The sequence below is a fragment of the Marivita sp. genome (genome assembly GCF_048006345.1).
Lineage (GTDB): Bacteria > Pseudomonadota > Alphaproteobacteria > Rhodobacterales > Rhodobacteraceae > Marivita.
This window is the reverse complement of sequence record NZ_CP180351.1, coordinates 285452-307838: the sequence shown is the minus strand read 5'-3', so window position 1 is coordinate 307838 and position 22387 is coordinate 285452. Positions and strand designations below refer to the sequence as shown.

Annotated in this window: 26 protein-coding genes, 2 tRNA genes and 1 pseudogene; 9 read left to right on the top strand and 20 right to left on the bottom strand. The window is 61.2% G+C overall.

What is annotated here, in order from left to right; genetic code table 11:
* Positions 1-85: 85 nt before the first annotated feature.
* From ACMVPR_RS01645 to ACMVPR_RS01600, 10 genes are all read right to left on the bottom strand, one after another.
* Entirely contained in the window at positions 86-808 is a 723-nt protein-coding gene (locus tag ACMVPR_RS01645) for a Crp/Fnr family transcriptional regulator (protein WP_416881431.1), read from the bottom strand.
* A 188-nt stretch (positions 809-996) separates the two neighbouring features.
* Positions 997-1266, bottom strand: a complete 270-nt coding sequence (locus ACMVPR_RS01640) for a hypothetical protein (RefSeq protein ID WP_416881430.1) — start codon at positions 1264-1266, stop codon at positions 997-999.
* Between the two features lie 167 nt (positions 1267-1433).
* Complete coding sequence (locus ACMVPR_RS01635) at positions 1434-1979, bottom strand: YaeQ family protein (RefSeq protein WP_416881429.1); 546 nt, start codon at positions 1977-1979, stop codon at positions 1434-1436.
* 97 nt (positions 1980-2076) lie between these two features.
* Complete coding sequence (locus ACMVPR_RS01630; protein WP_416881428.1) at positions 2077-3876, bottom strand: ATP-binding protein; 1800 nt, start codon at positions 3874-3876, stop codon at positions 2077-2079.
* Positions 3877-3908: 32 nt separating this feature from the next.
* Complete coding sequence (locus ACMVPR_RS01625) at positions 3909-4769, bottom strand: phosphate/phosphite/phosphonate ABC transporter substrate-binding protein (RefSeq protein WP_416881427.1); 861 nt, start codon at positions 4767-4769, stop codon at positions 3909-3911.
* A 17-nt stretch (positions 4770-4786) separates the two neighbouring features.
* Positions 4787-5044 carry an Hpt domain-containing protein gene (locus ACMVPR_RS01620; protein WP_416881426.1) on the bottom strand — a complete coding sequence of 86 codons (258 nt, stop codon included), beginning with the start codon at positions 5042-5044 and terminating at the stop codon, positions 4787-4789.
* Positions 5045-5473: 429 nt separating this feature from the next.
* Complete coding sequence (locus tag ACMVPR_RS01615; protein WP_416881425.1) at positions 5474-6400, bottom strand: serine hydrolase domain-containing protein; 927 nt, start codon at positions 6398-6400, stop codon at positions 5474-5476.
* Positions 6401-6430: 30 nt separating this feature from the next.
* Positions 6431-6811, bottom strand: a complete 381-nt coding sequence (locus tag ACMVPR_RS01610) for a hypothetical protein (RefSeq protein ID WP_416881424.1) — start codon at positions 6809-6811, stop codon at positions 6431-6433.
* Entirely contained in the window at positions 6792-7757 is a 966-nt protein-coding gene (locus ACMVPR_RS01605; RefSeq protein ID WP_416881423.1) for an alginate export family protein, read from the bottom strand. Before ACMVPR_RS01605 ends, ACMVPR_RS01610 begins: the two co-directional genes overlap by 20 nt.
* A gap of 45 nt (positions 7758-7802) precedes the next feature.
* Entirely contained in the window at positions 7803-8135 is a 333-nt protein-coding gene (locus ACMVPR_RS01600; protein WP_416881422.1) for a hypothetical protein, read from the bottom strand.
* Between the two features lie 351 nt (positions 8136-8486).
* Here ACMVPR_RS01600 and ACMVPR_RS01595 point away from each other — a divergent pair.
* A tRNA-Gly gene (locus tag ACMVPR_RS01595) sits at positions 8487-8561 on the top strand.
* A gap of 22 nt (positions 8562-8583) precedes the next feature.
* Positions 8584-8658, top strand: a tRNA-Gly gene (locus ACMVPR_RS01590).
* A gap of 11 nt (positions 8659-8669) precedes the next feature.
* Here ACMVPR_RS01590 and ACMVPR_RS01585 read toward each other — a convergent pair.
* The gene (locus tag ACMVPR_RS01585) at positions 8670-9134 is read right to left on the bottom strand and encodes a GNAT family N-acetyltransferase (protein WP_416881421.1); all 465 of its coding nucleotides are present in this window, start codon (positions 9132-9134) and stop codon (positions 8670-8672) included.
* Between the two features lie 120 nt (positions 9135-9254).
* On the opposite strand from ACMVPR_RS01585, the gene hisB reads away from it, so the two are divergent.
* The 3 genes from hisB to ACMVPR_RS01570 all read left to right on the top strand — a co-directional run bounded on the left by hisB (position 9255) and on the right by ACMVPR_RS01570 (position 11145).
* On the top strand, positions 9255-9842 hold the full coding sequence (gene hisB / locus ACMVPR_RS01580) for an imidazoleglycerol-phosphate dehydratase HisB (protein ID WP_416881420.1): 588 nt from the start codon (positions 9255-9257) through the stop codon (positions 9840-9842).
* Entirely contained in the window at positions 9843-10478 is a 636-nt protein-coding gene (gene hisH / locus ACMVPR_RS01575) for an imidazole glycerol phosphate synthase subunit HisH (RefSeq protein WP_416881419.1), read from the top strand.
* Positions 10479-10548: 70 nt separating this feature from the next.
* Positions 10549-11145 (top strand): LysE family translocator, encoded by a 597-nt coding sequence (locus ACMVPR_RS01570; protein ID WP_416881418.1) that lies wholly within the window; start codon positions 10549-10551, stop codon positions 11143-11145.
* 133 nt (positions 11146-11278) lie between these two features.
* Here the strand turns inward: ACMVPR_RS01570 and ACMVPR_RS01565 are convergent, their stop codons facing one another.
* A complete protein-coding gene (locus ACMVPR_RS01565; RefSeq protein WP_416881417.1) occupies positions 11279-11665 on the bottom strand; it encodes a DUF2147 domain-containing protein in 387 nt (128 codons plus the stop codon).
* Between the two features lie 136 nt (positions 11666-11801).
* On the opposite strand from ACMVPR_RS01565, the gene hisA reads away from it, so the two are divergent.
* The gene (gene hisA / locus ACMVPR_RS01560; RefSeq protein ID WP_416881416.1) at positions 11802-12524 is read left to right on the top strand and encodes a 1-(5-phosphoribosyl)-5-[(5-phosphoribosylamino)methylideneamino]imidazole-4-carboxamide isomerase; all 723 of its coding nucleotides are present in this window, start codon (positions 11802-11804) and stop codon (positions 12522-12524) included.
* Here hisA and ACMVPR_RS01555 read toward each other — a convergent pair.
* The gene (locus ACMVPR_RS01555) at positions 12521-12973 is read right to left on the bottom strand and encodes a DUF302 domain-containing protein (protein ID WP_416881415.1); all 453 of its coding nucleotides are present in this window, start codon (positions 12971-12973) and stop codon (positions 12521-12523) included. The genes hisA and ACMVPR_RS01555 overlap by 4 nt on opposite strands.
* An 85-nt stretch (positions 12974-13058) precedes the next feature.
* A complete protein-coding gene (locus tag ACMVPR_RS01550) occupies positions 13059-13817 on the bottom strand; it encodes an SDR family NAD(P)-dependent oxidoreductase (protein ID WP_416881414.1) in 759 nt (252 codons plus the stop codon).
* An 89-nt stretch (positions 13818-13906) separates the two neighbouring features.
* Here ACMVPR_RS01550 and hisF point away from each other — a divergent pair, with 89 nt between their 5' ends.
* Together hisF and ACMVPR_RS01540 are read left to right on the top strand one after the other, a co-directional pair.
* Positions 13907-14668 carry an imidazole glycerol phosphate synthase subunit HisF gene (hisF, locus tag ACMVPR_RS01545; RefSeq protein ID WP_072776508.1) on the top strand — a complete coding sequence of 254 codons (762 nt, stop codon included), beginning with the start codon at positions 13907-13909 and terminating at the stop codon, positions 14666-14668.
* Positions 14665-14973 carry a phosphoribosyl-ATP diphosphatase gene (locus tag ACMVPR_RS01540; RefSeq protein ID WP_416881413.1) on the top strand — a complete coding sequence of 103 codons (309 nt, stop codon included), beginning with the start codon at positions 14665-14667 and terminating at the stop codon, positions 14971-14973. The genes hisF and ACMVPR_RS01540 overlap by 4 nt, the downstream gene beginning before the upstream one ends.
* A gap of 135 nt (positions 14974-15108) precedes the next feature.
* On the opposite strand, the gene ACMVPR_RS01535 is transcribed toward ACMVPR_RS01540, so the two are convergent.
* The 4 genes and pseudogenes from ACMVPR_RS01535 to ACMVPR_RS01520 all read right to left on the bottom strand — a co-directional run bounded on the left by ACMVPR_RS01535 (position 15109) and on the right by ACMVPR_RS01520 (position 20319).
* Positions 15109-15576 carry a CoA-binding protein gene (locus ACMVPR_RS01535; RefSeq protein WP_416881412.1) on the bottom strand — a complete coding sequence of 156 codons (468 nt, stop codon included), beginning with the start codon at positions 15574-15576 and terminating at the stop codon, positions 15109-15111.
* Positions 15577-15764: 188 nt separating this feature from the next.
* Positions 15765-16823 carry a DUF2235 domain-containing protein gene (locus ACMVPR_RS01530; RefSeq protein WP_416881411.1) on the bottom strand — a complete coding sequence of 353 codons (1059 nt, stop codon included), beginning with the start codon at positions 16821-16823 and terminating at the stop codon, positions 15765-15767.
* A pseudogene (locus ACMVPR_RS01525) lies at positions 16801-19096 on the bottom strand (xanthine dehydrogenase family protein molybdopterin-binding subunit). The gene ACMVPR_RS01530 and the pseudogene ACMVPR_RS01525 overlap by 23 nt, the downstream one beginning before the upstream one ends.
* A gap of 41 nt (positions 19097-19137) precedes the next feature.
* Complete coding sequence (locus tag ACMVPR_RS01520) at positions 19138-20319, bottom strand: type III PLP-dependent enzyme (protein ID WP_416881410.1); 1182 nt, start codon at positions 20317-20319, stop codon at positions 19138-19140.
* Between the two features lie 109 nt (positions 20320-20428).
* Here ACMVPR_RS01520 and ACMVPR_RS01515 point away from each other — a divergent pair, with 109 nt between their 5' ends.
* Positions 20429-20863 carry an Lrp/AsnC family transcriptional regulator gene (locus ACMVPR_RS01515; protein WP_416884598.1) on the top strand — a complete coding sequence of 145 codons (435 nt, stop codon included), beginning with the start codon at positions 20429-20431 and terminating at the stop codon, positions 20861-20863.
* Here the strand turns inward: ACMVPR_RS01515 and ACMVPR_RS01510 are convergent.
* The gene (locus tag ACMVPR_RS01510) at positions 20860-21459 is read right to left on the bottom strand and encodes an inner membrane-spanning protein YciB (protein WP_416881409.1); all 600 of its coding nucleotides are present in this window, start codon (positions 21457-21459) and stop codon (positions 20860-20862) included. The two genes, ACMVPR_RS01515 and ACMVPR_RS01510, sit on opposite strands and share 4 nt — an antisense overlap.
* A 3-nt stretch (positions 21460-21462) precedes the next feature.
* Complete coding sequence (locus tag ACMVPR_RS01505; RefSeq protein ID WP_416884597.1) at positions 21463-22365, bottom strand: EamA family transporter; 903 nt, start codon at positions 22363-22365, stop codon at positions 21463-21465.
* Between the last annotated feature and the right edge of the window lie 22 nt (positions 22366-22387).

The window sequence follows — 22387 nt, the reverse complement described above, 5'->3', positions numbered from 1 at the left end:
CACCCGGACATCATTCCCTCGTCCGCGCTGGCCACAACGTCACCACCCAAGCAACCACCCCGCCCCTTCATCGCGCAGCCACCACTCACCCCCCAAACGGCAGGGTGCTCTCGATCCCGGCGCGGGTGGCGAGTTCGGGGAGGTTTGGGAGGCTCAGCAGGCCGCCGTTGCGCAGCACCAGCCCGTCATGCTCCAGCGCGCGGAGCTTTTTGTTGACGGCCTCGCGCGTCACGCCCAGCGATTGGGCAAGGTCGGTCTGGGAAAAGCGGCGGGTGAACTGGGCGGCCTCTCCGGTGATCCTGGCATGGTCCTGGGCCAGATCGTAGAGCCTGCGGGCCAGCCGCGCATCCAGCCCGGAAAAGGCAAAGCCGCTGATCGTGTCGACATTGCGCCGCAGGATCGCGCAGAGCGACAGGATCAGGTGCCGTGACAGGGCCGGGTCCGTGACAATCGCGGTTTCGACCGCGCTGACCGGCAACAGCAGGCAGCGGGTCGTCTCGGATGCGGTCGCGGCGGCGGTGCGGGGCAGTTTGTCGAGCAGCGCGATTTCACCGAAGGACTCTCCTGCTTCGGCCAAGTGCAGGGTCAGCTGTCGCCCCTCGCGGTCAGCGATCCAGAGCCGTACCTGCCCCGAGATCACGATGCGCAACCCGTCGACGGGATCCCCCGCCGCGAAAATCTCGGTGCCAGATTCGATCACGCGGATCGCACTGGCCTCGACCAGCGGCGCAAGGCTTTCGGGCGCGAGCCCTTCAAACAGATAACATTTGCGTAGAACGCTCTCCCTCTCGTCACGAAGCGCGCTCATGTGGCCCTCCCGGTATCGCCCCTGCTGAGAGGTCAGCCTACCGCGTCGCACCGCCGATCCAAAGCCTTTTGACCCGCGCTGCGGGCCGGGGGTTTCCCGATTTAAAGGCTTGTTGGCGATGCGGTGTGACCCGCATCGCCTAAATTGATTTTTTTCAATGCCTTGAACACAGAATGAACGCTCGGTGCTTACTGGTCGCCGCTGTGAACGAAGCTCTGACGCAGGATCTGGCGGCTGGTCGGATGGACCACGATCAGGACTTCGCTGCCGTCCGAGTCATAGGCGGCCAGCGTGTTCGTTTCCTGATCCACCATCTGGACGTCGCGGAATCCCGCCATGATGAGCTTTGCGGCCATGCCATCGAAATACTGGTTCGGCATTTCTCCGGAAGTGTTGGCGGACGCACTTGCCGCGCACAGCAATGCAACCCCGGTCAAAGCAGATGCAAAATATGTCATGATCAGTGTCCTTTGGAAAAAATGGCGTTTGGCAGACCCGTTACCGAGCCTGCCCTCATCTAGCCATAAACGCCGTCTCTGCGATGTGAACGGGGTCACATGTTTGCGGGAAAACATCGCTTTTGGCCCCGCGTCGTGGGCAAAAGCGATGGCGCAGGCGACCTGCCCTAGCCCAACGCCTTCCAGTCGACCGGGGTCACGTAGACCATGCCCTCATCGACACTGACCATCACGTCGCCATCCTGGATGTTGACCTGCATCTTCATCGCGCGGCTGGCGAGGTTGGCCAGCGCGGTGGTGTCCGTTTCGGACAATCCCGTCACCTGAAGGTTGTCGAACCGCGTGGTGCTGCCCTTGACTTTGTCCCACCAGATCTCGGCTGGCCGCCCGCCATAGGCGTAGACCACGACCTTGCCCGCCTTGGCGCAGGACTGGCGCAGGACCTTTTCAGAGGGCAAACCAAGGGCAATCCAGACGTCCAGTTCGCCGCTCAGGCTTTTTTGCCAGATGTCCGGCTCATCATCGGTGGACAGACCCTTGGTCATCTCCAGATGCTCGTGCGCGTTGAGCGCAAAGGCCACGAGGCGCACCATCATGCGTTCGTCGGTCTCGGACGGGTGTTTGGCCACGGTCAGCTTGTGGGTCTCGTAATAGTGGCGATCCATGTCCGACACGGTGAGTTCGACTTTGTAGATGGTGGCATTCTGCGCCATGACGTGTCCCAGTCCGTTACAGATTGGGATGCCTACTGCGTCTGAGGCGTGGGTAAAAGCAGATAAACGGTCTTGGCAAGGCAGAGCAGGTACGGCCCTACCCCATCAGAACGTCCTTGAGGCGGTCCAGTCTGAGGGGCTTGGGCATAAAGGCGTTCATGCCGGCCGCCTTGCACTTGTCGATGTCGTCCTGCTGCACGCTGGCGGTGAGCGCGATTATGCGGGTCTCGGCATTGGGGCCATCTTCGTCGCGGATGCGTCTGGTCGCCTCGAGTCCGTCCATTTCCGGCATGTGCATGTCCATGAAGATGACATCGAACTTTTTCTGTTGCGCCTTAACGAGTGCGGACAGGCCGTTGTCTGCGGTGTCCACATCGAACCCGAGACTTTGAAGCATGGCCGATGCCACGGTGAGGTTGATCTCACTGTCATCCACCACGAGGGCAGAGCGTTGACGCCTTGTCGGCTGGGTGTCGGTCTGCGGTGGTCTGGTTTCGACAGAGGCTGCGGTCGCAATGTCCAGCTCAAGCTCTACCGTGAAGGTGCTGCCTACGCCCTGCGCGGTTTGCACGGAGACGGTGCCGCCCATGGCGTCGAGCAGGCTTTTGACGATCGACAATCCCAGACCGCTGCCCCCAAAGCGGCGCGCGATGCCTTGGTCTTCCTGTTCGAACCGGTAGAAAATCCGATCAAGCGCCTTTTCCGAAATCCCTATGCCTGTGTCGGTGACGTCAAACCGCAGCTTTGCGCGGTTCGCACCCCGTGTCTCGACCGAGGTCTTCACGGTGACGCTTCCCTCTTGTGTGAACTTTACCGCGTTGCCGAGAATGTTGATGAGAACCTGTCGAAGGCGATCCGGGTCTCCCATGCAGGTCAGATCGGTTGGCCCAGTGTGCTCGACCGTCAGGGTCAACCCTTTCCTCTCGGCACTTGGCCGCGCGATGGCACAGGCTTCATCACAGAGCTTTGATGGGGAGAACACTTCCCGCCGCAGGGTCAGCTTTCCGGTCTCGAGCATCGAGACATCGAGAATGTCGTCAACGATCGAGGACAGCGCCTTGCCGGACTGGACAATGGCCTCCACCTTTTGGCGCTGCTCCGGATCGAGGTCAGACGCGGTCAGAAGTTCCGCGACCGGGATGATCCCGTTAAGCGGCGTGCGGATTTCGTGGCTCATCGTTGCAATGAAGCGGGACCGTGCCTCAAGCGCATTCTCAGCCCGCGTGCGCGCCTCTTGCAGGCTTTTGGTCTGATATTGGATTTGCGCGCGCATCGCACTGAAGCTGCGTGCCATCATGCCAACTTCGTCCCGGCCATCTGGCAAGGAGACGTCAAAGTTCCCGACTGCCATTTCATCGGCGGCGCGCGAAATCTGGATCAGGCGGCGCGTGAACAAGCGGTCGACGACATAGGCGACGCCGAACAGGATCAAAGCAACGATCACCGCCGCCACGTAGACCATGCGCAATTGTTCGGTCCTAAAACGCTCAATTCCGGGGCCGAGATCGACGACGACGGACAGCTCACCAAGCTCTTGCCCCTGGAACGCGATCTGCACGGTTTCGGTGATGATCGCGGCCCCGCTTGCAACCTGCACTTCGCCCAAAGGGAAAATGCGACGTCCATCCGCGCCGTGCAGTGTGACCTCGATCCAGTTGTCGTAACGGTCTTTGGCGCTTTGGAGCGTCTCGTATGCAGCGCCAATCTGATTGCTCAGGAGATAGGGAAGAATTCCGTCCGCAAGGATCTCTGCCTCCCGTTCCACTTCCAGTGATTGCGTGTCGATGAGCAGAGCATTCATGCGTGGCGTCCACGCAAACTCGATCAAAACGGTTCCAACAAGAGCCCCGATGATGATGACGGCAATGACCTGAAGCCTGATCGAGTTAAAATTCATGGTCAGTGACCGCTTTCATTCACAGCCCGTTTTTAGTTGTCGACCCAGTAGTTTCTGAGCTGCAATTCGTTCAGGATTTCGTATTCTTCTGCAGATGCGGGCACGACTTTCCGGATCGGAATCTTCGCTAGAAGAGCTTTGCCGTCTTCCGTCTCGCCCATGGCAAGAAAGGCCGCTCTGACGTTTTCCACAATGGAAGGATCGACCCGTTTGTGCGCGACGACCGGATGTGGTGGCACACGCGTCGTTTCGTAGATGATCCGAAGCCTGTCTCGAACGTTTGGATCAATGCTGTTGAAGGTCGCCATGACCCCGCCGGCCGCATCCATCTCTCCTAGCGCCACGTTCAGATACGCAGAGGAATGGGTGGTTACGTAGTTCGCGTCGTAGCTTATTCCGAAAATTCGATCGAGATCAGCCCGCATCAGCAATGCCGCGCCCAACGCGTTTGGCGCCGGGAAGGCAATCGTGCGCCCTTCAAGGTCGGCAACCGTCTGAAAATCCGAATCCTTGGCCACCACCAGCACGCCAAAAAGCTCACGACCGCCATCCCGGACCACGGGAAAATAGCCTTGGGCTTCCGCCGCCACGAGGAAATGGTAGGGATTCATATACGCAAAATCGAACGCGCCTTCGATAAAGTCCTGTTCGAATTCGGGAATCTCGGGTGATCCCCTCATCACGAATTGGTGGCCGGTTCGGTTCTCCAATTCGACAAGAATGGGCGTCCAGATCTCCGCGAGCTGTCGCGGTTCGAACTGGGGCACGATGCCGACACTGAACGTTTCGGCCCAGGCAGCCCCACAGACCACGGCAGACGCCAGTGTCGCAGAACAAAACACCTTGAATTCCCCACGCCGCTGGCACCACAGGTCATGAAGCAATGTCATCATGGATAACCCCTGATCCGTCAGAGCGCGGCGTTCAGCCGGTTTTTCGTTTCGTTCCATGTCGATCGCAATCCCTCGATCAGCTCGTTTGCTTGCGTGTTCTGTCCGTTTCGCAGGGCGTTCTCGGCGGCAATCAGCTCCTGCCGGAACCGAACCACCCCAAGAGCCGCAGCCGACCCAGCAATTTTGTGCAGGATCTCCGCCATTTCCATGTCCGAAGACGTGCCCTGTTCCACAGTGTCCAGCCCGGTTTCCGTGTCCTGGATGAACTTTGACATCAGACCTTGTAGCACTTCAGCATCGAGGACCGCTCGCAATTCGGCGAGACTGGAAGGGTCTATGTATTCTGGTGCAGCCATAGCCATAAGTGCCTTCGCATGGACGATTTTCGCGAGCGATGGTCACAGAAAGAAACGACACGCATTCCGAACAACAACATTGGCTTAAAAAGCCGACACTCAGGTCCACCCCCGTCTCACAAAAGGAAACAAATCAGACTGCTATGTCAAGAATCTAGCTGGTTTCGCTAGGTATTGGCCCAGGTGACGCGAGGGGTTTCGAACGGATCACGATCACGCCGCAACCATAAGGCATCACGGCACAACCTTCGGCGGCAATAGCTTGCTGGCGCGATGTCACCATCCGACCGTTGCTTCCCGGGCGCGTGAGGCACCCGGGTTTGGCTGAGCCCCGCATCTCGCGCGGGTTTACCGGCTCATCAGGTATTCTGCGACGGCCTGATAGGCCGGCAACGAGGTCGGGTCGATAAACCCGTTTTGCGCCTGCGGGAAAGAGGCGAGGCGCACCAGAACCATCTCGGCGGTTGGATCGACATAGATCGTCTGGCCATGCACCCCGCGCGCGGCATAGGCGCCGTGGTCGTTGTGGAAGACCCACCATTGGCTGGTGTAGCTGCCGTTGGGGATGGTCTTGAAACCTGCGAACTTGGAGGGGTCGCCTCCAGCGGCGATGGTTTCGACCACCTCGGCCGGGAAGAGCCGTTCGCCGTTGATCTCACCCCCGTGCAGCATCAGTTGCCCCAGACGGCCCAGATCGCGCAGCCCGGCTGTCACGCCGCCGCCCGCAAAAGGCACGCCCTTGCCGTCGACGGTCTGGTAGGCGTCCATCTCAGCCCCCATGCGCCGCCAGAGGCGTTCTGACGCGAGATCGGTCACCGCTTTGCCGGTGACGCGGCTGATCATCCAGCCCAGCATGTCCGAGTTGATGGTCTTGTAATGGAACGCGTCGCCGTGGTTGCCCTCGGGTTTGACCTGCTGGAGGTATTCCCAATAGCCATCCGGGCCTTCGTAGCCTTCGGGCTTGGGCAGCGGGCTGGCCGCGCGGGAATAAACCCAGATGTCGGCGTTGGGGTCAGAATAATTCTCCGAATACTGTACGCCGGTGGTCATATCCATGACCTGCCGCACGGTCGCAGTGGCAAAGGCGCTGTCGCCGATTTCAGGGATCACGTCACGCACCAGAAGCGTGTCATCAAGCACGCCTTCGGCCACGAGGATTTCGCCCAAAAGACCGGTGATCGACTTGGTCATCGACATGATCGCGTGTTTGCCGTCTTCCTCAAGACAGCCGAAATAGCGTTCATAGACCACTTCGCCCTTGTGCAGGATCAGCATCCCGTCGGTGTAATTGGCGTAAAGCGACTGTTACCACGTCATCGGCGTGTCGCCGTCGATCGGCATGAAGGTCAACGCGTCGATCTCGCGGGCCAGATCGGCGAATTCGGCGGGCGACGGATAGGTCAGAGGGACAGGTGCCCCTGTGCCACGGCTGATTTCCTCGGTCGGCAGAAACTCCCGCAGGTGGCAGACCGACCAGCGCAGCTTTGGGAAGCTGAAGAAGTTGGAATCAGGTTGCGTGATCAATTTGTCAGGGGGCGGTGGGAACCCCAGCATCCAGCCCATGACATTCGGGTCGGACTCCTGCGCCGACAACGGGGCAGATTGGGCGAGCGCGCCAGTCGCGGTTCCGAGCGTGATGGCAATCCCTGCCGCCAGCGCGGCGAGATTAGAAATTGACGACGACATTAACGAAGCCTCCTGTCCAAGGGTCTGCGTTCCCGCCAATGACGTTGTCGATCCCTGCCCCGGGGAACGAGACCGAGATACCGGCCGTCAGGAACGTATTGCGATTGATGATGCGGCTGTATTCGAGGAACAGATCATCAGCGAGATGGCTGTCGGTGACGCCAGCCACAACGTTGCCGTTCACATCAACGCGGGTGGCCTGACCGAATTGCACGGGGCTGTTCAGCTCGTTCGCGCGGATATGCGCGTAGCGCAGCGTCAGGGTGTCCTGCCGCGTCGGCTGTACCCGAACCGCCAGCGTCGGCGCGTTGACGTTGGAGTTGATGAAGGTCGAAGCGGATTTCGATCCTGTGGCCCAAGCGCTTGGGCTGCCCTGGTAATAGAGAGGATCGAACCGTTCGAGTTTCGTCGTGTCGGGATCGTCGCCGGAAAAGCTTTGGTAGCCCACGGTCACATTCGGCGTCCACGGCAGGTTTGCGAAGGTGTAACCTGCGGTTACACGACCGGCCCAGGCCTCAAGATCGATGCGGTCATTCCACTGATACGCCAGATCACCTGTGAAGGACCAATTGGCCAATTCGCCTTCAAACGGGTTGGTCTTGCCATAAAGACCCAGAGTTTGCGTATCCTCCCGCGCACCGGGCGTTACGCTTGGCGGTCCGTTGCCGCCCAAGGCAGCCTGAGGATAGGGCGAGTCGGAATTGAGCACCTTGACATAGGTCGCACCAAGATAACCGCCGGCAGGCGCGTCATAGCGCAGATCGCCACCCGCCAGTTCGTTGTGACCGTCGGTCGAGGGCAATTCATTGGGATCAAGAAAAAATGCCGTCCCAGTGACATTTCCATAGGACAGCCGCGCGATGGCGGCCCGTTCCCACGCCTTGCGTGGCCCGAATTTCAACGCCCCGCGTTCGAACCCGCTGGTCGCACCGTTTGCAATCAACATGCCCGTTCCAAGGGTCAGTTCGCGCGGGCCAAAAGACAGGTCGTATCAGAGGCCGTTGGAAAGATCCCCACGAATGGCAAGATAGGCCTCTTCAAGTGTCGTTTCGCCGGTATCGCCCGTGTCGAACGCGTCTGTGCCCCAAGTGTAGGACGCGACCGCCGACAGCTTGCCGTAAAGCACGGCGCCCGCATCCAGTTGGTACTCGAAGCTGAGGCCCGGTTTGATGTACCCTTCGAGCCAGTTCGTGTCGGCATCAAACCCGCTTCCCGGCGCAGTTGTCGCCGCGAGGTCCCAAAAGAGATTGCGCTCGGCCACCGCGTTCAGACCGAATTGCAGGTGCCCCCGGACCTTGAACCCATTGGCATCATGAAACAGCATCGGATCGCGCTCCTGCGCGTGTGCTGTTTCCGATAAACTGGCTGCGGCGATGACCGAGATTGTCAGAAAACTACGGTACCAGAGGGCTTTGCGCGAGGGCCTGACACGTACCGAATGGCTTTGAAACATTGAATTGCGCTCACAATTCCAGTGGATCCCACGCGCCGCCTCTGCTGCGCAGAACGGCTCTAGCCCCACAAATCCATCACCAAAGGGAACTGGTTATGCACTTTTGTTTTCAAGTCAGGTCGATAGTTTTGGACTTTCCGCCAACAGTCAAGCAAAGCGGTAAATTTTCCACTTGCACCCTGTCCAGACACGCACTAAATCCGCCCCTACCAGATTGGCAGCGCGGGCGTAGCTCAGGGGTAGAGCATAACCTTGCCAAGGTTAGGGTCGGGCGTTCGAATCGCCTCGCCCGCTCCAATCCGGTCTGATCGATGGCAGCGCGGGCGTAGCTCAGGGGTAGAGCATAACCTTGCCAAGGTTAGGGTCGGGCGTTCGAATCGCCTCGCCCGCTCCATCGACATTCCCTTACACCGGTATCGACATCGCCGCGCGGGCGAGCGTCTCGCCGTTGCGTGTGACCGTTTCGTGGTGGTCGATCACAAAGCCGTGCCGCGCAAAGGCGGGCTGTGCCATCAGGCTGGCATGGGTGCTGAGCCGGGTGAGGCCAGTCTTGCGGGCTTCGTCCGTAATCCAGGATAGAAGCGCTGAAAACAGCCCCTGCCCCCGCGCCACCGGCAAGATATACGCAAGGTCGATATATCCCTCGGGCGTCATCGTCATGAAGCCCGTGATCGCATCTGGTTCCGCCAGCACCACATGCTGCGTCGCCAGCCGCGCAGACCAGTCAGGACCTCCGTAGGGCTGGGCCAGCCATGCGATGCGCTGTGCCTGTGTGTAAGGACTAGGCCCGTCATGGATGGCGCGGAACATCACGATCCCCAGCGCGTCGGCATCGGCGGCGGTGGCAGGGCGCAGCTGGGGCTGTGTCATGGTCGGCATTCCTTCTGTGACGTGACAGAGATGCACGGATGAAAGCGCATCTGCAACAAGGCCTTGGCGCATGCTGCAGGCCCGCCTATAAGGCCGCGACACTTGCCAAGGAGAGGCGATATGCGCAGCGCCACAGTGACCCGCAATACGGCCGAGACCAAGATCACCGTTGAGGTGGACCTTGACGGCACCGGGCAGTACGACAACCAGACCGGGGTCGGGTTCTTCGACCACATGCTGGACCAGCTTGCGCGCCATTCCCTGATCGACATGAAGGTCCGCTGCGACGGCGACCTGCATATCGACGACCACCACACGGTCGAGGATGTGGGCATCGCTTTGGGCCAAGCCCTGACACAAGCCATGGGCGACAAGCGCGGCATCGTGCGGTACGGCGCCTGCCTTCTGCCGATGGACGACGCTTTGGTGCGGGCAGCACTTGACCTGTCGGCGCGGCCCTTCCTCGTGTGGAACGTGGACCTGCCGACCGCCAAGATCGGCACCTTCGACACAGAGTTGGTGCGCGAATTCTTTCAGGCGCTCAGCACCCATGGCGGCATCACCCTGCATGTGGACATGCTGCACGGTGTGAACAGCCACCACATCGCCGAAGCCGCGTTCAAAGCGGTGGCCCGCAGCCTGCGCGATGCATTGGATGTCGACCCGCGCAAGGCGGATGCGATCCCTTCGACCAAAGGTGCTTTGTAAGTGCTGACAGCGATCATCGACTACGAAAGCGGCAATCTTCATTCCGCCGAAAAGGCGTTTCAGCGGATGGCGTTGGAAGTGGGCGCGGGCGATGTCGTGGTCACCTCTGACCCTGATGTCATCGCGGGGGCAGACCGTTTGGTCCTGCCCGGCGATGGCGCATTTCCGGCCTGTGCCGCAGCCCTGCGCGCGTCTGGTGCCTTTGCCGCGATGATCGAGGCGGTCGAGGTCAAGGCGCGGCCTTTTCTTGGCATTTGCGTCGGCATGCAGCTGATGGCGCGCGAGGGGCTGGAATACACCCCGACCGAAGGTCTGGGCTGGATCGACGGTGTTGTCGAACGGATCGCCCCCTCGGACACAGGCATGAAAGTCCCGCACATGGGTTGGAACGATCTGGTGATCGACACGGCCCACCCGGTGCTGGACGGGGTCGCGACAGGCGAGCACGCGTATTTCGTGCATTCCTACCAAATGCGCGTCGACACGCCGGCCCAGCGCGTCGCCCATGTGGATTATGGCGGCGATGTCACCGCCGTGGTGGCGCGCGACAATATGGTGGGCTTCCAGTTCCACCCGGAAAAAAGCGCCGCCACCGGCCTGCGGATGATCGCCAATTTCCTGCGTTGGGCGCCCTGAACGCGCAGGAACCGGGTCGCCTCACGCGGGATCACGGCCAAGAGTGATGTCCTGACCACAGGACATCCTAATGACCGAAACAATCCTCGCCCTTTTGATCTTCCTCTTCCCACTGGCCTACAGCCCCGGCCCCGGCAACATGCTTTTTGCCGCCAATGGCGCACTGTTCGGGTTCCGGGCGACGCTGCCCGCCAGCATCGGCTATCATCTTGCCACGTGGATCGTGACATTGGGCCTCGGGTTTGGCCTCCTCGGCGTTTTCGAGACATGGCCGATGCTGTTTCCCGTGCTCAAGACGGCGGGTGCTGCCTATGTCCTGTGGCTGGCGCTCAAACTCTGGCGCGCCAGAACATCGACATCCGCGCAAACAGCGCGCCCGGCGTCCTTCACCGATGGGGTGATGCTGCTGCTTCTCAACCCCAAGGCCTATGTCATCATTGCCCTGATGTTCTCGCAGTTCCTGTCCCCAACCGAACCGCAAGTCCTGACGGCCGTTCTGTTGATCACGACCGTGTTCACGCTCAACAACCTTGTGGCTTTTTCGACATGGACGCTTATCGGAGACAAACTCGCCCGCGCGTTCCGTGAAGATCAGAGTGCGGTCTGGCTGAACCGGAGTTTTGCAGCAATATTGGTGGGCGTGGCGACATGGATGCTCCTCGCGTGACGCGCTGCGCGCCTCTCATCCGCCCGGGCTAGACACAGCGCACCTCTCTTCTTCGGTTTACAAATACTTTGGGGGGTCTGGGGGGCAACGCCCCCCGGCAGGTCGCGGGGGCACAGCCCCCGCGACACATGGATCACTTCACGCGCGTCCAGGTCTGACCACGGCAGATACCCAAAACGCAGCCTTCAACCTTCAACTGGTTGCCGCTCAGTGTCATCTTGGAGTTGTAGGTCTTGTCGCGGTCCGGTGCCCAGATCTTGCCGCCCTTGTAGGCGCCATTGCCTTCGGGCTTCATGCCCCAGATCATCTGCTTGCCGATATTGGGCGACGCGATCTTCTTGCCAGCGGAATCATAACCCTGCCCAAGCACACCGCAAATCTCGGCGCCGCAGGTGCTGATGTTGACCAGCCCGTAATTGCCGTCATCACCCGGCTGGGTCTTCCATGTGCCTTCCACCGGATCGGCAAAGGCGGCGCTTGCGGCCAGCACGAGGCTTGCGGCGAGTGTCATCAGTCTCATCTCTGTCTCCTCCCTCAGAGTGGTGCAAAAACTCTGAACCGAGCTTGCAAATCCAATCAAGATTGACGCTGGGTCGCGTTGCATGTGCCGTTCCGTCATGCCAAAGCGCAGGGGACATTTGACCGGAGACCGCGCCATGATCCTCTATCCCGCCATCGACCTCAAAGACGGTCAGGCCGTCCGCCTGCTGCGCGGCGACATGGAAAAATCCACCGTCTTCAACGACGATCCCGCCGCGCAGGCGATGGAGTTTGTCGAGGCGGGCTGCGAGTGGCTGCATCTGGTCGACCTGAACGGCGCATTCGCAGGTGAGCCGGTCAACGCGGCAGCGGTTGAAGCGATTCTGGAACGCTGCAAAGTGCCTGCGCAGCTGGGCGGCGGTATCCGTGACATGGCGACCATCGAACGCTGGCTCGACAAGGGTTTGCAACGCGTGATCCTTGGCACCGTCGCGGTTGAAAACCCCGATCTCGTGCGCGAGGCGGCACGCGCCTTTCCGGGCCATGTCGCCGTCGGCATCGACGCGCGCAACGGGCGCGTGGCCACCAAGGGCTGGGCCGAGGAAACCGACGTGATGGTGACCGATCTGGCCCGCTCCTTCGAGGACGCAGGTGTTGCGGCAATCATCTACACAGACATCAACCGTGACGGTGCGATGCAGGGGCCGAACGTGGAAGCCACCGCCGATCTGGCGCGCGCCGTGTCGATCCCTGTCATCGCCTCGGGCGGTGTGTCGTCGCTGGATGACCTTATCGCCCTGCGCGATTGCGGCGCAGACCTCAATGGCGCAATTTCAGGCCGCGCGCTTTATGATGGCGCAATTGACCTGAAAGCGGCGCTGGCAGCTCTTCGCAGTTAATTTGCCGCCATATCGGTGAACTTCGCCAAGGCCCCCGCCATGGTGTTGAGATAGGCGGCATCCTTGGGCACACCGCCCAGCTTGCCCAGCATCTCTGCAGGCTCTTCGTAGACGATCTTGGTAGCACCCATGGCGTCTTCATAGACCAACACCTTGAGCGGCAAGTACAAACCGGAAACCGGGTCGTCCTTGATGGCCGGGGTGCCCACCTTCGGATTGCCGAAAATCAGCACTTGCGACGCGCCGATGTCTTCGCCGATGGATGCTGCCCCTGCCCCGTGATCGATCCGGGCGAAGATGGTCAGGCCCGCCCCTTCCATCGCGGTCACCATCGCATCCACGGTTTCGGTCACGCCCAAAGCGCTGTCTTTGCGCATCAACCCGTTGTCACCGGCCGCAGCCATCGTGCCCGCGACCGCAAGGCCAGCTGCAAGAATCACGTGCTTCATATCCATCCCCCTGTTTGCGTGATCAAAGGGTCAGGCAGTTCCCGTTCACTTGATATGCACGTTGGCGTGAGTGGCGCAGGTCCGCTCAGATCGACCCGGCTTCAACCATGAAATTGTTGGCCGTGCACATGGCCGCGTCATCCGAAGCAAGATACAGCACCATGCGCGCCACGTAGACAGGCTCGATCAGGTCGGGCAGGCACTGGTTCTGCCGGTGCTTCTCCAACGCCTCGGGCGTCGCCCAAAGCTCTTTTTGCCGCTCGGTCATAATCCAGCCGGGCACCACGGTGTTCACCCGGATACGGTGCCCTCCCAGATCCCGCGCCATGGTGCGCGTCAGACCATGCACCGCGCCCTTGGCCGTGACATAGGCGGGCATGTTGCCGACCGCTTCCCACCAGCTGTTGGAACTCATGTTGATGATCGACCCACCCCCTGCGTCGATCATGTCGGGTGCCACCGCCTGAATGGCGAAGAACATGTGCCGCAGGTTGGTCGCCTGACGTTCATCCCAATACTCGGGTGTCACCTCGCGCCAGTTGTGACGGTCGTCGCGGGCTGCGTTGTTCACCAACACCTGCGCAGGACCAAGCCTCGCCTTCAGCTTGGCAAACGCCTCCTGCAGCGCCGCAATATCGCGCAGATCAGCCTGTTCCCACGCCACTGTACCCTCGGTCGCATCAACCAGCGCCTCGGCGCCAGCGGCGTCGAGATCGACAAAACCCACCTTCGCGCCTTGCGCCGCAAAGGCTTTGACGATCTCGGCCCCGATGCCGGAGGCGCCGCCGGTGACAAACACGGTTTTGCCTTTCAGGCTGGGATATCGGGCGAACGTGTCGGACATGGGCAACCTCCTTCTTTTCGATGGCCCCCACGCATAATGCGCAACGCGCAGGCTTCACAAGCGGCGATCTTCGGGGTACGCGATGGCCCATGTTAAAGACCCGCATCATTCCCTGTCTCGATGTCGCCGATGGCCGCGTGGTCAAGGGTGTCAATTTCGTCGATCTGCGCGACGCCGGTGATCCGGTGGACGCGGCCCGCGCCTACGACGCGGCGGGGGCAGACGAGATCTGCTTTCTCGACATCCATGCCACCCATGAAAACCGCGGCACGATGTTCGACGTGGTGACGCGCACGGCGGAACAATGCTTCATCCCACTGACCGTGGGCGGCGGGGTGCGCACGGTAGCGGACGTACGGGCACTGCTTCTGGCGGGGGCCGACAAGGTGTCGTTCAATTCCGCCGCTGTTGCCAACCCCGATGTGGTGGCCGAGGCAGCCGATCAGTTCGGCAGCCAGTGCATCGTCGTCGCCATCGACGCAAAGACGGTCGAGCCGGGAAGGTGGGAGATTTTCACCCATGGCGGCCGCAAACCCACCGGCATCGATGCGGTGGAGTTCGCAAAGACGGTGGTCGCCAAGGGGGCCGGGGAAATCCTTCTGACCTCAATGGACCGGGATGGGACCAAGGCTGGGTTCAACCTGCCGCTCACCCGGGCGATTTCCGATGCGGTGGATGTCCCGGTGATCGCAAGCGGCGGCGTCGGTACGCTGGATCACCTTGTTGAAGGTGTGACCGAAGGTGGCGCCAGCGCGGTGCTGGCGGCGTCGATCTTCCATTTCGGCGAATACACGATTGGCGAGGCCAAGGCCCACATGGCCGCGGCCGGCATCCCCGTGAGGCTGACATGACGCTGGAAGAGCTGGAACAGATCGTCGCCGCACGTGCGAGTGCCTCCACTGATGAAAGCTGGACGGCCAAACTGCTGGCAAAGGGCCCGGAAAAATGCGCCGAAAAGTTCGGTGAAGAATCCATCGAGGCCATCATCGAAGCGATCAAGGGCGACCGCGACCGCCTGACCTCGGAAGCGGCAGACGTGCTGTTCCACCTGCTGGTGATGCTGAAATCCTGCGATGTGGCACTGGCCGATGTAATGGCGGAACTGGCGCGCCGTCAGGGGCAATCGGGCCTGCAGGAAAAAGCCAGCCGGTCCTGATCTTCTCTGGTTTCAAAATACTTCGGGGTTTGGGGCGTCGTCCATTGGGCTTGAACCAATGGCGCACCAACGGAAGACCCCAAGCGTTTCCGTCCACGGAAACGCACGATGCGTCGCCGCATCGTCCGCCCACCCTCAGAGCTTTGACGAGATGATCCCGGTGTTGAACCCACCCATGCGCAGCTCTCCAAAAAGCCGCTGGTATTCGATCTTGGGGCAACGGTTCATCACCACGTCTACCCCCTGCGCCTGGGCTTTGGCAGCAGCCTCCGCATTCTCGACCCCGATCTGCATCCACACGGTCTGCAAGTCCGGAAACTGCTCCAACGCCTCGTCGACGATGGGCGGCACGGCGTCCGAGCGGCGGAAGATATCCACCATATCGACCTTGGCCTCGATATCCGCCAGCGACGCCTTCACTTCGGCACCGAACAGGCGTTCACCCGCATGGCCCGGGTTCACCGGGATCACGGTAAATCCCTTCAGCGCCAGATAGCGCGCGACGTAATAGGACGGGCGCACCGGGTTGAGCGACACCCCAACCACCGCAACCGTCTTGGTACGTTTCAGGATCGTGCGCAGGAAATCATCTGAATAGGTCATGCCCCATTTCTACCCGGTCGTGCGGCAAAGAAAAAGCGCCCAAGGAAGCCTTGGGCGCAAGTGTTGGAACGAGGGACAGTGTAGGTGCTGCGGGTGTTCCATTCCCGCGCTCCTTGACTCTCAGATAGGCGCGAACTTCGCGGTTTAAAGGGAAGAAAAGCCGGATTTGGTCACAGAATCGTCAGAACTCACGGCACCAAAGGTTCCGGCACAACCTTGGGCTGCGTGACGTGCAGGGTTTCGTGGACACGCTCGGACCGGTCCTCTCCGACGCGGCGCTGTCGGCGGTAGAGAAACAGCTTTCCCCAGCCCTTCCAGTTGCCCGAGGACGGCGCGTGCACGTTCTGCGGAAACCGCATCCGCCACCCTTCGGGAAGCGGCAGGCCCGCCGTTTCGGCGCGGTCCAGCATCCAGACCAGAGGGATATTGGCCAGCGGACGGGCCTCTTCGTGGCCGCGCAGCTGGCCTCCGACATCGCCATGCACCCCTTTGAACCACACCTGTTCGACATGGCCTTTAAAGCCGGGCGGGCAGGACCAGAGCACCGGTTCATAGGCCATGCGCCGCTCGTGATAGGCCAGAGCGTGCAGACCGCACTGAATCGACGGCCCCAGTTGGTCATTGTGAAACGCGTGCTTGTCGTTGGTGAACCGCCACAGGATCGGCAGACGCATGCCCAGCGCCTTGACCGTGTCCCAGACACCGACCACCGCAATCGCGGTTTCCGGATGACAGAACAGCCGTGCGAAATCCTCTGCGACCGGGCTGTCGGCGGCAAAGCGGTAATGCGCATAGACCTGCCGGATGTTGCGTTCGGTGGCGTGTTCGGCACGCACCAGCCCGACGCGGTCAATCACCCCGGCCAGCGAACGCACCGCGTAGGCACCACGGGAATAGCCGAACAGGAAAATCCGATCCCCCGGCATGTAGCGCGAGGCGAGGAACCCGTACGCTCGGCAGATCTGGCGGTTGATGCCGCGCCCGACAGCAATGTCGGAGGCGCTGCGCCAATCAGACCATTGCAGCCCGGATTCGTAGTACAGCGACAAATCGCCCCGAACTTCGTGCAGCAAACGGAACAGGCGTCCCGCGTTGGTCTCGCAACCCGGTTCGAGCGAGGACAATGTTCCGTCGAGGATGATCACATGGGTGCGCGGCCCGCGACGGACCGTGACGGGTGACTGGTCTGCCGAAAACCTCCGGCGGAACCATCCTAGAACAGTGTCACTCAGCCGCGACGCGCGCATCCTGCAACATACCCCAGACCCGCTGCGGCGTGAACGGCATGTCTGCCTGACGTACGCCGCGCTGCCACATCGCGTCCTGCACCGCATTGGCGACAGCGGCCAATGCGCCGACGGTGCCCGCCTCGCCGCAGCCTTTCATGCCCATCGGGTTGGTAACCGACGGCGTCGCTTCTGTGGTGAACCCAATCATGGGGATATCATCGGCGCGTGGCATCGCGTAGTCCATGAACGTTGCCGTGAGGAGCTGTCCATCCTCGTCATAGACCACACGTTCGGTCAGCGCCTGACCCAGCCCCTGCGCCACACCACCATGCACCTGACCTTCGGCCAGCATCGGGTTGATGAGGTTGCCGAAATCATCCACCACCGTGTAGCGGTCAACCGTCACATGGCCAGTATCGGGGTCGATCTCGACCTCGGCCACATGGGCGCCGTTGGGGAAGCTGCGGGCGTCGAGCGTGATCGTCGCGTCAAAGGTCAAAAGGTCCGTACGCCCGGCGTCGCGCGCCATCTGCGCAACTTCGAGCATCGTCGGCGTGACGTTCGATGTGCCGACGCGGAACTGTTCGTCATCAAAGCTGATCTCGGCTTCGTCCACGCCCTGCTGTTCCGCAAGGAAAGCGGTGAAGGCGGTGATGATCTTTTCAACCGCTGCCAAAGTCGCTGTGTTCTGGATCGTCACGGAACGTGACCCACCCGTGCCACCGCCCCGCGCGATCAGGTCGCTGTCGCCCTGCACAAAGCGGATTTTTTCTGCCGGGATTCCGGTCTGATCAGACAAGAACTGTGTGAATACGGTCTCGTGCCCCTGCCCGTTCGACTGGGTGCCAACATAGATCGACGCACCGCCATCGTCGTCGAAGGTGACCTTCACGTCCTCCACCGGCGCACCGAGGATGCTTTCGATGTAATAGCAAAGGCCCATGCCCCGCAGCTTGCCCTGCGCCTCAGAGGCGGTGCGGCGTGCATCGAACCCGGCGCGGTCGGCAAAGCCTTCGGCGCGGGAGAGCACTCGGTCGAAATCGCCTACGTCGTAGGTCTCACCCGTTGTGGTCTTGTACGGGAACTGGTGCGGTTTGATGAAGTTGATGCGGCGCAGTTCCCAAGGATCAAGGCCAAGTTCCCGCGCGGCTCGGTCCATGACCCGTTCCAGCAGGTAGATCGCTTCGGGACGTCCAGCCCCGCGGTATGCATCGACAGGGGTGGTGTTGGTGTAAACACCTTCGACCTGCAGCCACGAGGTCTGCACGTCATAAACCCCCATCAGCACTTTCGAAAACAGGCTGGTCTGGATGGCCTGCGCAAAGTGCGAGTTGTAGGCCCCCATATTGGCAACGGTCTGCACCCGGTAGGCGGTGATGCGGTTGTTTTCGTCAAAGGCCAGTTCTGCCGTATGGCGCAGGTCGCGCCCCGCGTTGTCGGACAACATCGCCTCGGTGCGTTCGGACATCCAGCGCACCGGTTGGCCCAACATCTTGCAGGCGATGGCGGTCAGGAAATTCTCGGGGTGCGGCATCGCCTTCATGCCGAAACCGCCGCCGGTGTCGGGATTTGTGACGCGAATGTCCTCTTCGGCCATGTTCAGAACACGAGCGAGCTGTTTTTTGTGCTCCCACACACCCTGAGCGTTGACTGCGAAATGCAGGCGGTCGCCTTCCATTTCGGCGTAGCAGCCACGCGGTTCCATCGCGTTGACGATGATGCGGTTGTCCTCGACATCAAGACTGACCTTTCGGTGGGCGGCGTTGAACGCCTCTGCCGTCGCAGCTTCGTTCCCCATGCCCCAGTCGAAGGCGACATTGCCCGGCGCTTCGGGGTGGAGATTCACCACCCGCGTTGAGGCCCAGATGCACAGGTTTGTCAGTGTAGTCGAAGGTGATCAGTTCCGCCGCATCGCGGGCTGCTTCAAGACTGTCGGCGACGATAAAGGCAACCGCCTCGCCCACATAGCGGACGGTATCGGTGGCAAGAACCGGACGGAACGGCGACGCACCCATCGACCCGTCGCGATTGGGCATCGTGACGCCCCACAGACCCTCGGTGTAGCCCGCCTCTGCCAGTTCGGCTGCCGTCAGAACAAGATGCACGCCCGGCGCCTCGCGCGCGTCGGTCACATCCAGCGTGTCGATGCTGGCATGGGCGACAGAGGAGCGGAACACGTAGCCCCTTAGCGCGCCCTCGGGTGCGATATCATCGACATAGCGTCCGGCTCCCGTGAGAAACCGCACGTCTTCTACCCGTTTGACCGGTTGTGACTTGCCAAATTTATCCATGTTTCCCTCGCGCGTGTGACCGTAGTCTTTCGGCAGGGACACTAGCCTGCGAGGCGGCACTGTCCAGCAGGTTCGGGCATAGAATCGAGGTTTCGCAAATCGGTTGTCCCGTAGCCGTTGAACGGTGTGACCAACGCGGTGCTATAGGCCCCCGCCCCGGTGATCAGGATGTAGTCGCCATCCGTGATTTGTGAGGGCAGCATCCACGGGTCCGGCACACGGTCCAGACTGTCACAGGTCGGGCCAAAGATGGTGAAGGGCTGCGGTTTGCCCAACACAGGTTGACAATGTGCTGTCAGGGCGATCTGTCGGCTGGGCACGGGCATATCGCGCCATTCGCCCAAGGCACCGTAGAGACCGTCGTTCAGAGTCAGCACCCCGTCACCCCGAGCTTTAACGCGCAGCACCAGCCATACCGCCTCGGCCACCATCGCGCGACCGGGTTCGCACCAGAGAAGGGGCGGCTGGTTCGGGAAATGGGCTTTGTTTGCAGCTTCGATTGTTTTGAAAAGCCGTTCACGCAGAGCAGCGCCGCCGCGCGGAAGCGATGGAAACCCTCCGCCCACGTTCAAGGCGGGCAAGTGGACCCCTGCCCGCTCCGCGACCTCTGCGGAGGCGGCGATGTAATCGGCCCAACTGGCGGGGTCGGTACATTGGGTGCCTGGGTGAAACGTCAACGTGGGGACCATGCCTCGGGCCGCGACGGCACGCAGCAGGGTTGTTGCCACGTCGGGCGATGCGCCGAACTTGCTGCCGAAATCATAGGCAGCCCCACCGCGTTTCAACGACAGGCGCACAGCCACTTCTGTGCCTTTGGGAAGGTCACCCAGCTTGTCCAGCTCCGACATCCGGTCCACCGACCACGAGGCCACGCCAAGCGCCTTGGCCTGCGCGATCTCGGACGCGGAGCGGACCGGGTTGTGGTAGTGCAGCCGCGCCGTTGGACAGATCGCGCGGACGGCCCGCATTTCGGGCACCGAGGCGACATCGAAAACCGTGACGCCGGTTTGCACCAGAATGCGTAGGATGTCGGGGACCGGATTGGCCTTGACCGCGTAGCTGACCTGACCGGGAAAGCCGCGCAGAAAGCTTTGCGCCGTGCGCCGCAGCACCTCCGGCCGCAGGATTGCCAGCGGATCGTCCGGCTGGCTGCCTGCGATCAGCGTCGCGATACGCGCCCTGTCGAACCGCGCCTGATTGTTGTCTTCTGCCCCTGCAACCATGACTGCCTCATATGGTTCTGTTTCCTTCAGTCTGCTTGCGTTCCACGTCGGTTCGTTTCGGCAGTTCTTGCAAAACAGACTCTTTTGCACTCAGACTGACGGAATGAGCATACAAATCGACGAAACCGATGCAGAGCTGATCGCCCTCCTGCGCCGCGACGCGCGGATGCCGGTGGCAGAACTGGCCCGCAAACTGGGCTTGGCGCGTACCACGGTGCAGACGCGCATTGACCGGTTGCTGGAAAAGGGCGTGATTGCCGGCTTCACTCTGCGCAGCGGCGATACGCTGGCCGCGCCCATCCGGGCCACGGCGCTGGTGTCGATTGCGCCGCGCACCGGGCCTGCGGTCTTGTCCCGGCTGCACGCCCTGCCCAATGTGGAAGCGGTGTTCACCGTGTCAGGGCGGGTTGACCTGGTGGTCGAGATCAGCGCCCAGACAACGCAGGAATTGGATCGGACGCTGGATCACATCGCCGAGGCGAAGGGCGTTCAAAGCTCGGAAAGTTTTATCCACCTGTCGACCAAGATCGACCGGCGGGGTTAGTCTTCCTCGGCGGTGCTGTACTTCTGGATCAGACCGGCCTGCGCAATGAAGAAGGCAAAGGTCACCACCATCTGCCCGACAGTGTCCCAAAGAACGAAAGCCTGTTCCGACATGAACTGCCAGATCGCAACGTTCAGTATGGCCATCCCGAAAAAGAACCCTGTCACGCGGCGTGTCAGTTGCATCCAGCCTTCATCCTGAAGAGGCATCAGTTCTTCCATCACATAGCGCAACCAAGACCTGCCGAAGAGCAACCCCACACCAAGGATGGCCCCGAACGCTCCGTACACCAGCGTCGGCTTCAGCTTGACGAAGCGGTCGTCATTGAACCACACGGTCAGTCCGCCCATGACAATCAGCACCACAGCCGTGAAGACCTGCATGCGCCCGATCGTTCCGGTCAGCCACCAGACTGCCGCCATGGAGGCGATGAAAACCGGAACAAACACGGCGGTCACAGCGATAAAGGCGCTGTATTCTTGCCCGCCAACTGTGAAAATACGGTCCTGAAACCAGAAATAGGCGACAAGAAAACCCAGCACCGGGCCCAGTTCCAATACCGATTTCACCCATTGCGGGACGTGTCGTTGTGCCAAGTCTCAGCCTCCGAATTCCACGATGACAGCCCCTAACGCGATCAGGGCCATGAGCGCAATCCTTCGCGGACCCACGGTTTCCTTCAGGAACACCCAACCGATGATCGCGGCAAAGACGGTCGATGTCTCGCGCAGCACCGCCGCTTCGCCCACCTGGTCTAGGCGTGTGGCCACCATGATGGAGCCGAAACTGAAAAAAGCCACCAGCCCGCCGATCACACCTCTGACAGCCAGCGGCCCAAGTGCGGGTTTGTGGGTTATGTTGCGATAGCGCAGTGCGGCGATGATCGGCATGACGATGCCGTCGATCATGAAAAACCACGCAAGAAAGGTAAACGGGTTTGCGGTCGCGCGGATCCCGTAGGCGTCATAGGTGGTGTAGAGCGCCACGAAGAGACCCGTCGCGATGGCAAGCATCAGGGCCGCTGGCAGCGTGTCGCGCTCCGCTTCGAGAAAGATCAGGTTGTAGACCGCAAGTCCGAAGATGCCCGCAAGCAGCACCGCAAGGCCGAGCCATTGCGTGGCGGTGAAAACCTCTCCGAAGATCAGGTAAGCGCCAATCACCGCAAAGAGCGGACCGGTGCCGCGCACCACGGGGTAGACCACGGTGAATGCGCCTTTGGTGTAGGCCTGTGCCTGCAGGAGTTTGTATCCCAGGTGAATGATGAACGCGCCCGCGAAGATCGGCCACATATGGGGTTCTGGCCACGGGACGACGAAGAGCGCAAAGGGAGCTGCCATCAGCCCGTAGCTGATGTCGATCGCCCCGCGCGACAACCACGGGTCGTGTTTGCCCTTTTGCAGCGCGCCAAAGGCCGCATGCAGCACGGCGGCCAGAAGGGCGAGCCAGAGGGCAAGCTGCTGCCCGGCCTCGGTGCCTTCAATGGAAACAAGCCAGTCGCTGATCATGGGCGGTGGACGGATTTTG

Excerpts from the sequence above, each read along its gene's own strand:
- ACMVPR_RS01645 (WP_416881431.1), bottom strand. The coding sequence starts at position 808 with ATGAGCGCGCTTCGTGACGAGAGGGAGAGCGTTCTACGCAAATGTTAT.
- ACMVPR_RS01640 (WP_416881430.1), bottom strand. The coding sequence starts at position 1,266 with ATGACATATTTTGCATCTGCTTTGACCGGGGTTGCATTGCTGTGCGCG.
- ACMVPR_RS01635 (WP_416881429.1), bottom strand. The coding sequence starts at position 1,979 with ATGGCGCAGAATGCCACCATCTACAAAGTCGAACTCACCGTGTCGGAC.
- ACMVPR_RS01630 (WP_416881428.1), bottom strand. The coding sequence starts at position 3,876 with ATGAATTTTAACTCGATCAGGCTTCAGGTCATTGCCGTCATCATCATC.
- ACMVPR_RS01625 (WP_416881427.1), bottom strand. The coding sequence starts at position 4,769 with ATGATGACATTGCTTCATGACCTGTGGTGCCAGCGGCGTGGGGAATTC.
- ACMVPR_RS01620 (WP_416881426.1), bottom strand. The coding sequence starts at position 5,044 with ATGTCAAAGTTCATCCAGGACACGGAAACCGGGCTGGACACTGTGGAA.
- ACMVPR_RS01615 (WP_416881425.1), bottom strand. The coding sequence starts at position 6,400 with ATGCTGATCCTGCACAAGGGCGAAGTGGTCTATGAACGCTATTTCGGC.
- ACMVPR_RS01610 (WP_416881424.1), bottom strand. The coding sequence starts at position 6,811 with ATGTCGTCGTCAATTTCTAATCTCGCCGCGCTGGCGGCAGGGATTGCC.
- ACMVPR_RS01605 (WP_416881423.1), bottom strand. The coding sequence starts at position 7,757 with ATGTTGATTGCAAACGGTGCGACCAGCGGGTTCGAACGCGGGGCGTTG.
- ACMVPR_RS01600 (WP_416881422.1), bottom strand. The coding sequence starts at position 8,135 with ATGCTGTTTCATGATGCCAATGGGTTCAAGGTCCGGGGGCACCTGCAA.
- ACMVPR_RS01585 (WP_416881421.1), bottom strand. The coding sequence starts at position 9,134 with ATGACACAGCCCCAGCTGCGCCCTGCCACCGCCGCCGATGCCGACGCG.
- hisB (WP_416881420.1), top strand. The coding sequence starts at position 9,255 with ATGCGCAGCGCCACAGTGACCCGCAATACGGCCGAGACCAAGATCACC.
- ACMVPR_RS01570 (WP_416881418.1), top strand. The coding sequence starts at position 10,549 with ATGACCGAAACAATCCTCGCCCTTTTGATCTTCCTCTTCCCACTGGCC.
- ACMVPR_RS01565 (WP_416881417.1), bottom strand. The coding sequence starts at position 11,665 with ATGAGACTGATGACACTCGCCGCAAGCCTCGTGCTGGCCGCAAGCGCC.
- hisA (WP_416881416.1), top strand. The coding sequence starts at position 11,802 with ATGATCCTCTATCCCGCCATCGACCTCAAAGACGGTCAGGCCGTCCGC.
- ACMVPR_RS01555 (WP_416881415.1), bottom strand. The coding sequence starts at position 12,973 with ATGAAGCACGTGATTCTTGCAGCTGGCCTTGCGGTCGCGGGCACGATG.
- ACMVPR_RS01550 (WP_416881414.1), bottom strand. The coding sequence starts at position 13,817 with ATGTCCGACACGTTCGCCCGATATCCCAGCCTGAAAGGCAAAACCGTG.
- hisF (WP_072776508.1), top strand. The coding sequence starts at position 13,907 with ATGTTAAAGACCCGCATCATTCCCTGTCTCGATGTCGCCGATGGCCGC.
- ACMVPR_RS01540 (WP_416881413.1), top strand. The coding sequence starts at position 14,665 with ATGACGCTGGAAGAGCTGGAACAGATCGTCGCCGCACGTGCGAGTGCC.
- ACMVPR_RS01535 (WP_416881412.1), bottom strand. The coding sequence starts at position 15,576 with ATGACCTATTCAGATGATTTCCTGCGCACGATCCTGAAACGTACCAAG.
- ACMVPR_RS01530 (WP_416881411.1), bottom strand. The coding sequence starts at position 16,823 with ATGCGCGCGTCGCGGCTGAGTGACACTGTTCTAGGATGGTTCCGCCGG.
- ACMVPR_RS01520 (WP_416881410.1), bottom strand. The coding sequence starts at position 20,319 with ATGGTTGCAGGGGCAGAAGACAACAATCAGGCGCGGTTCGACAGGGCG.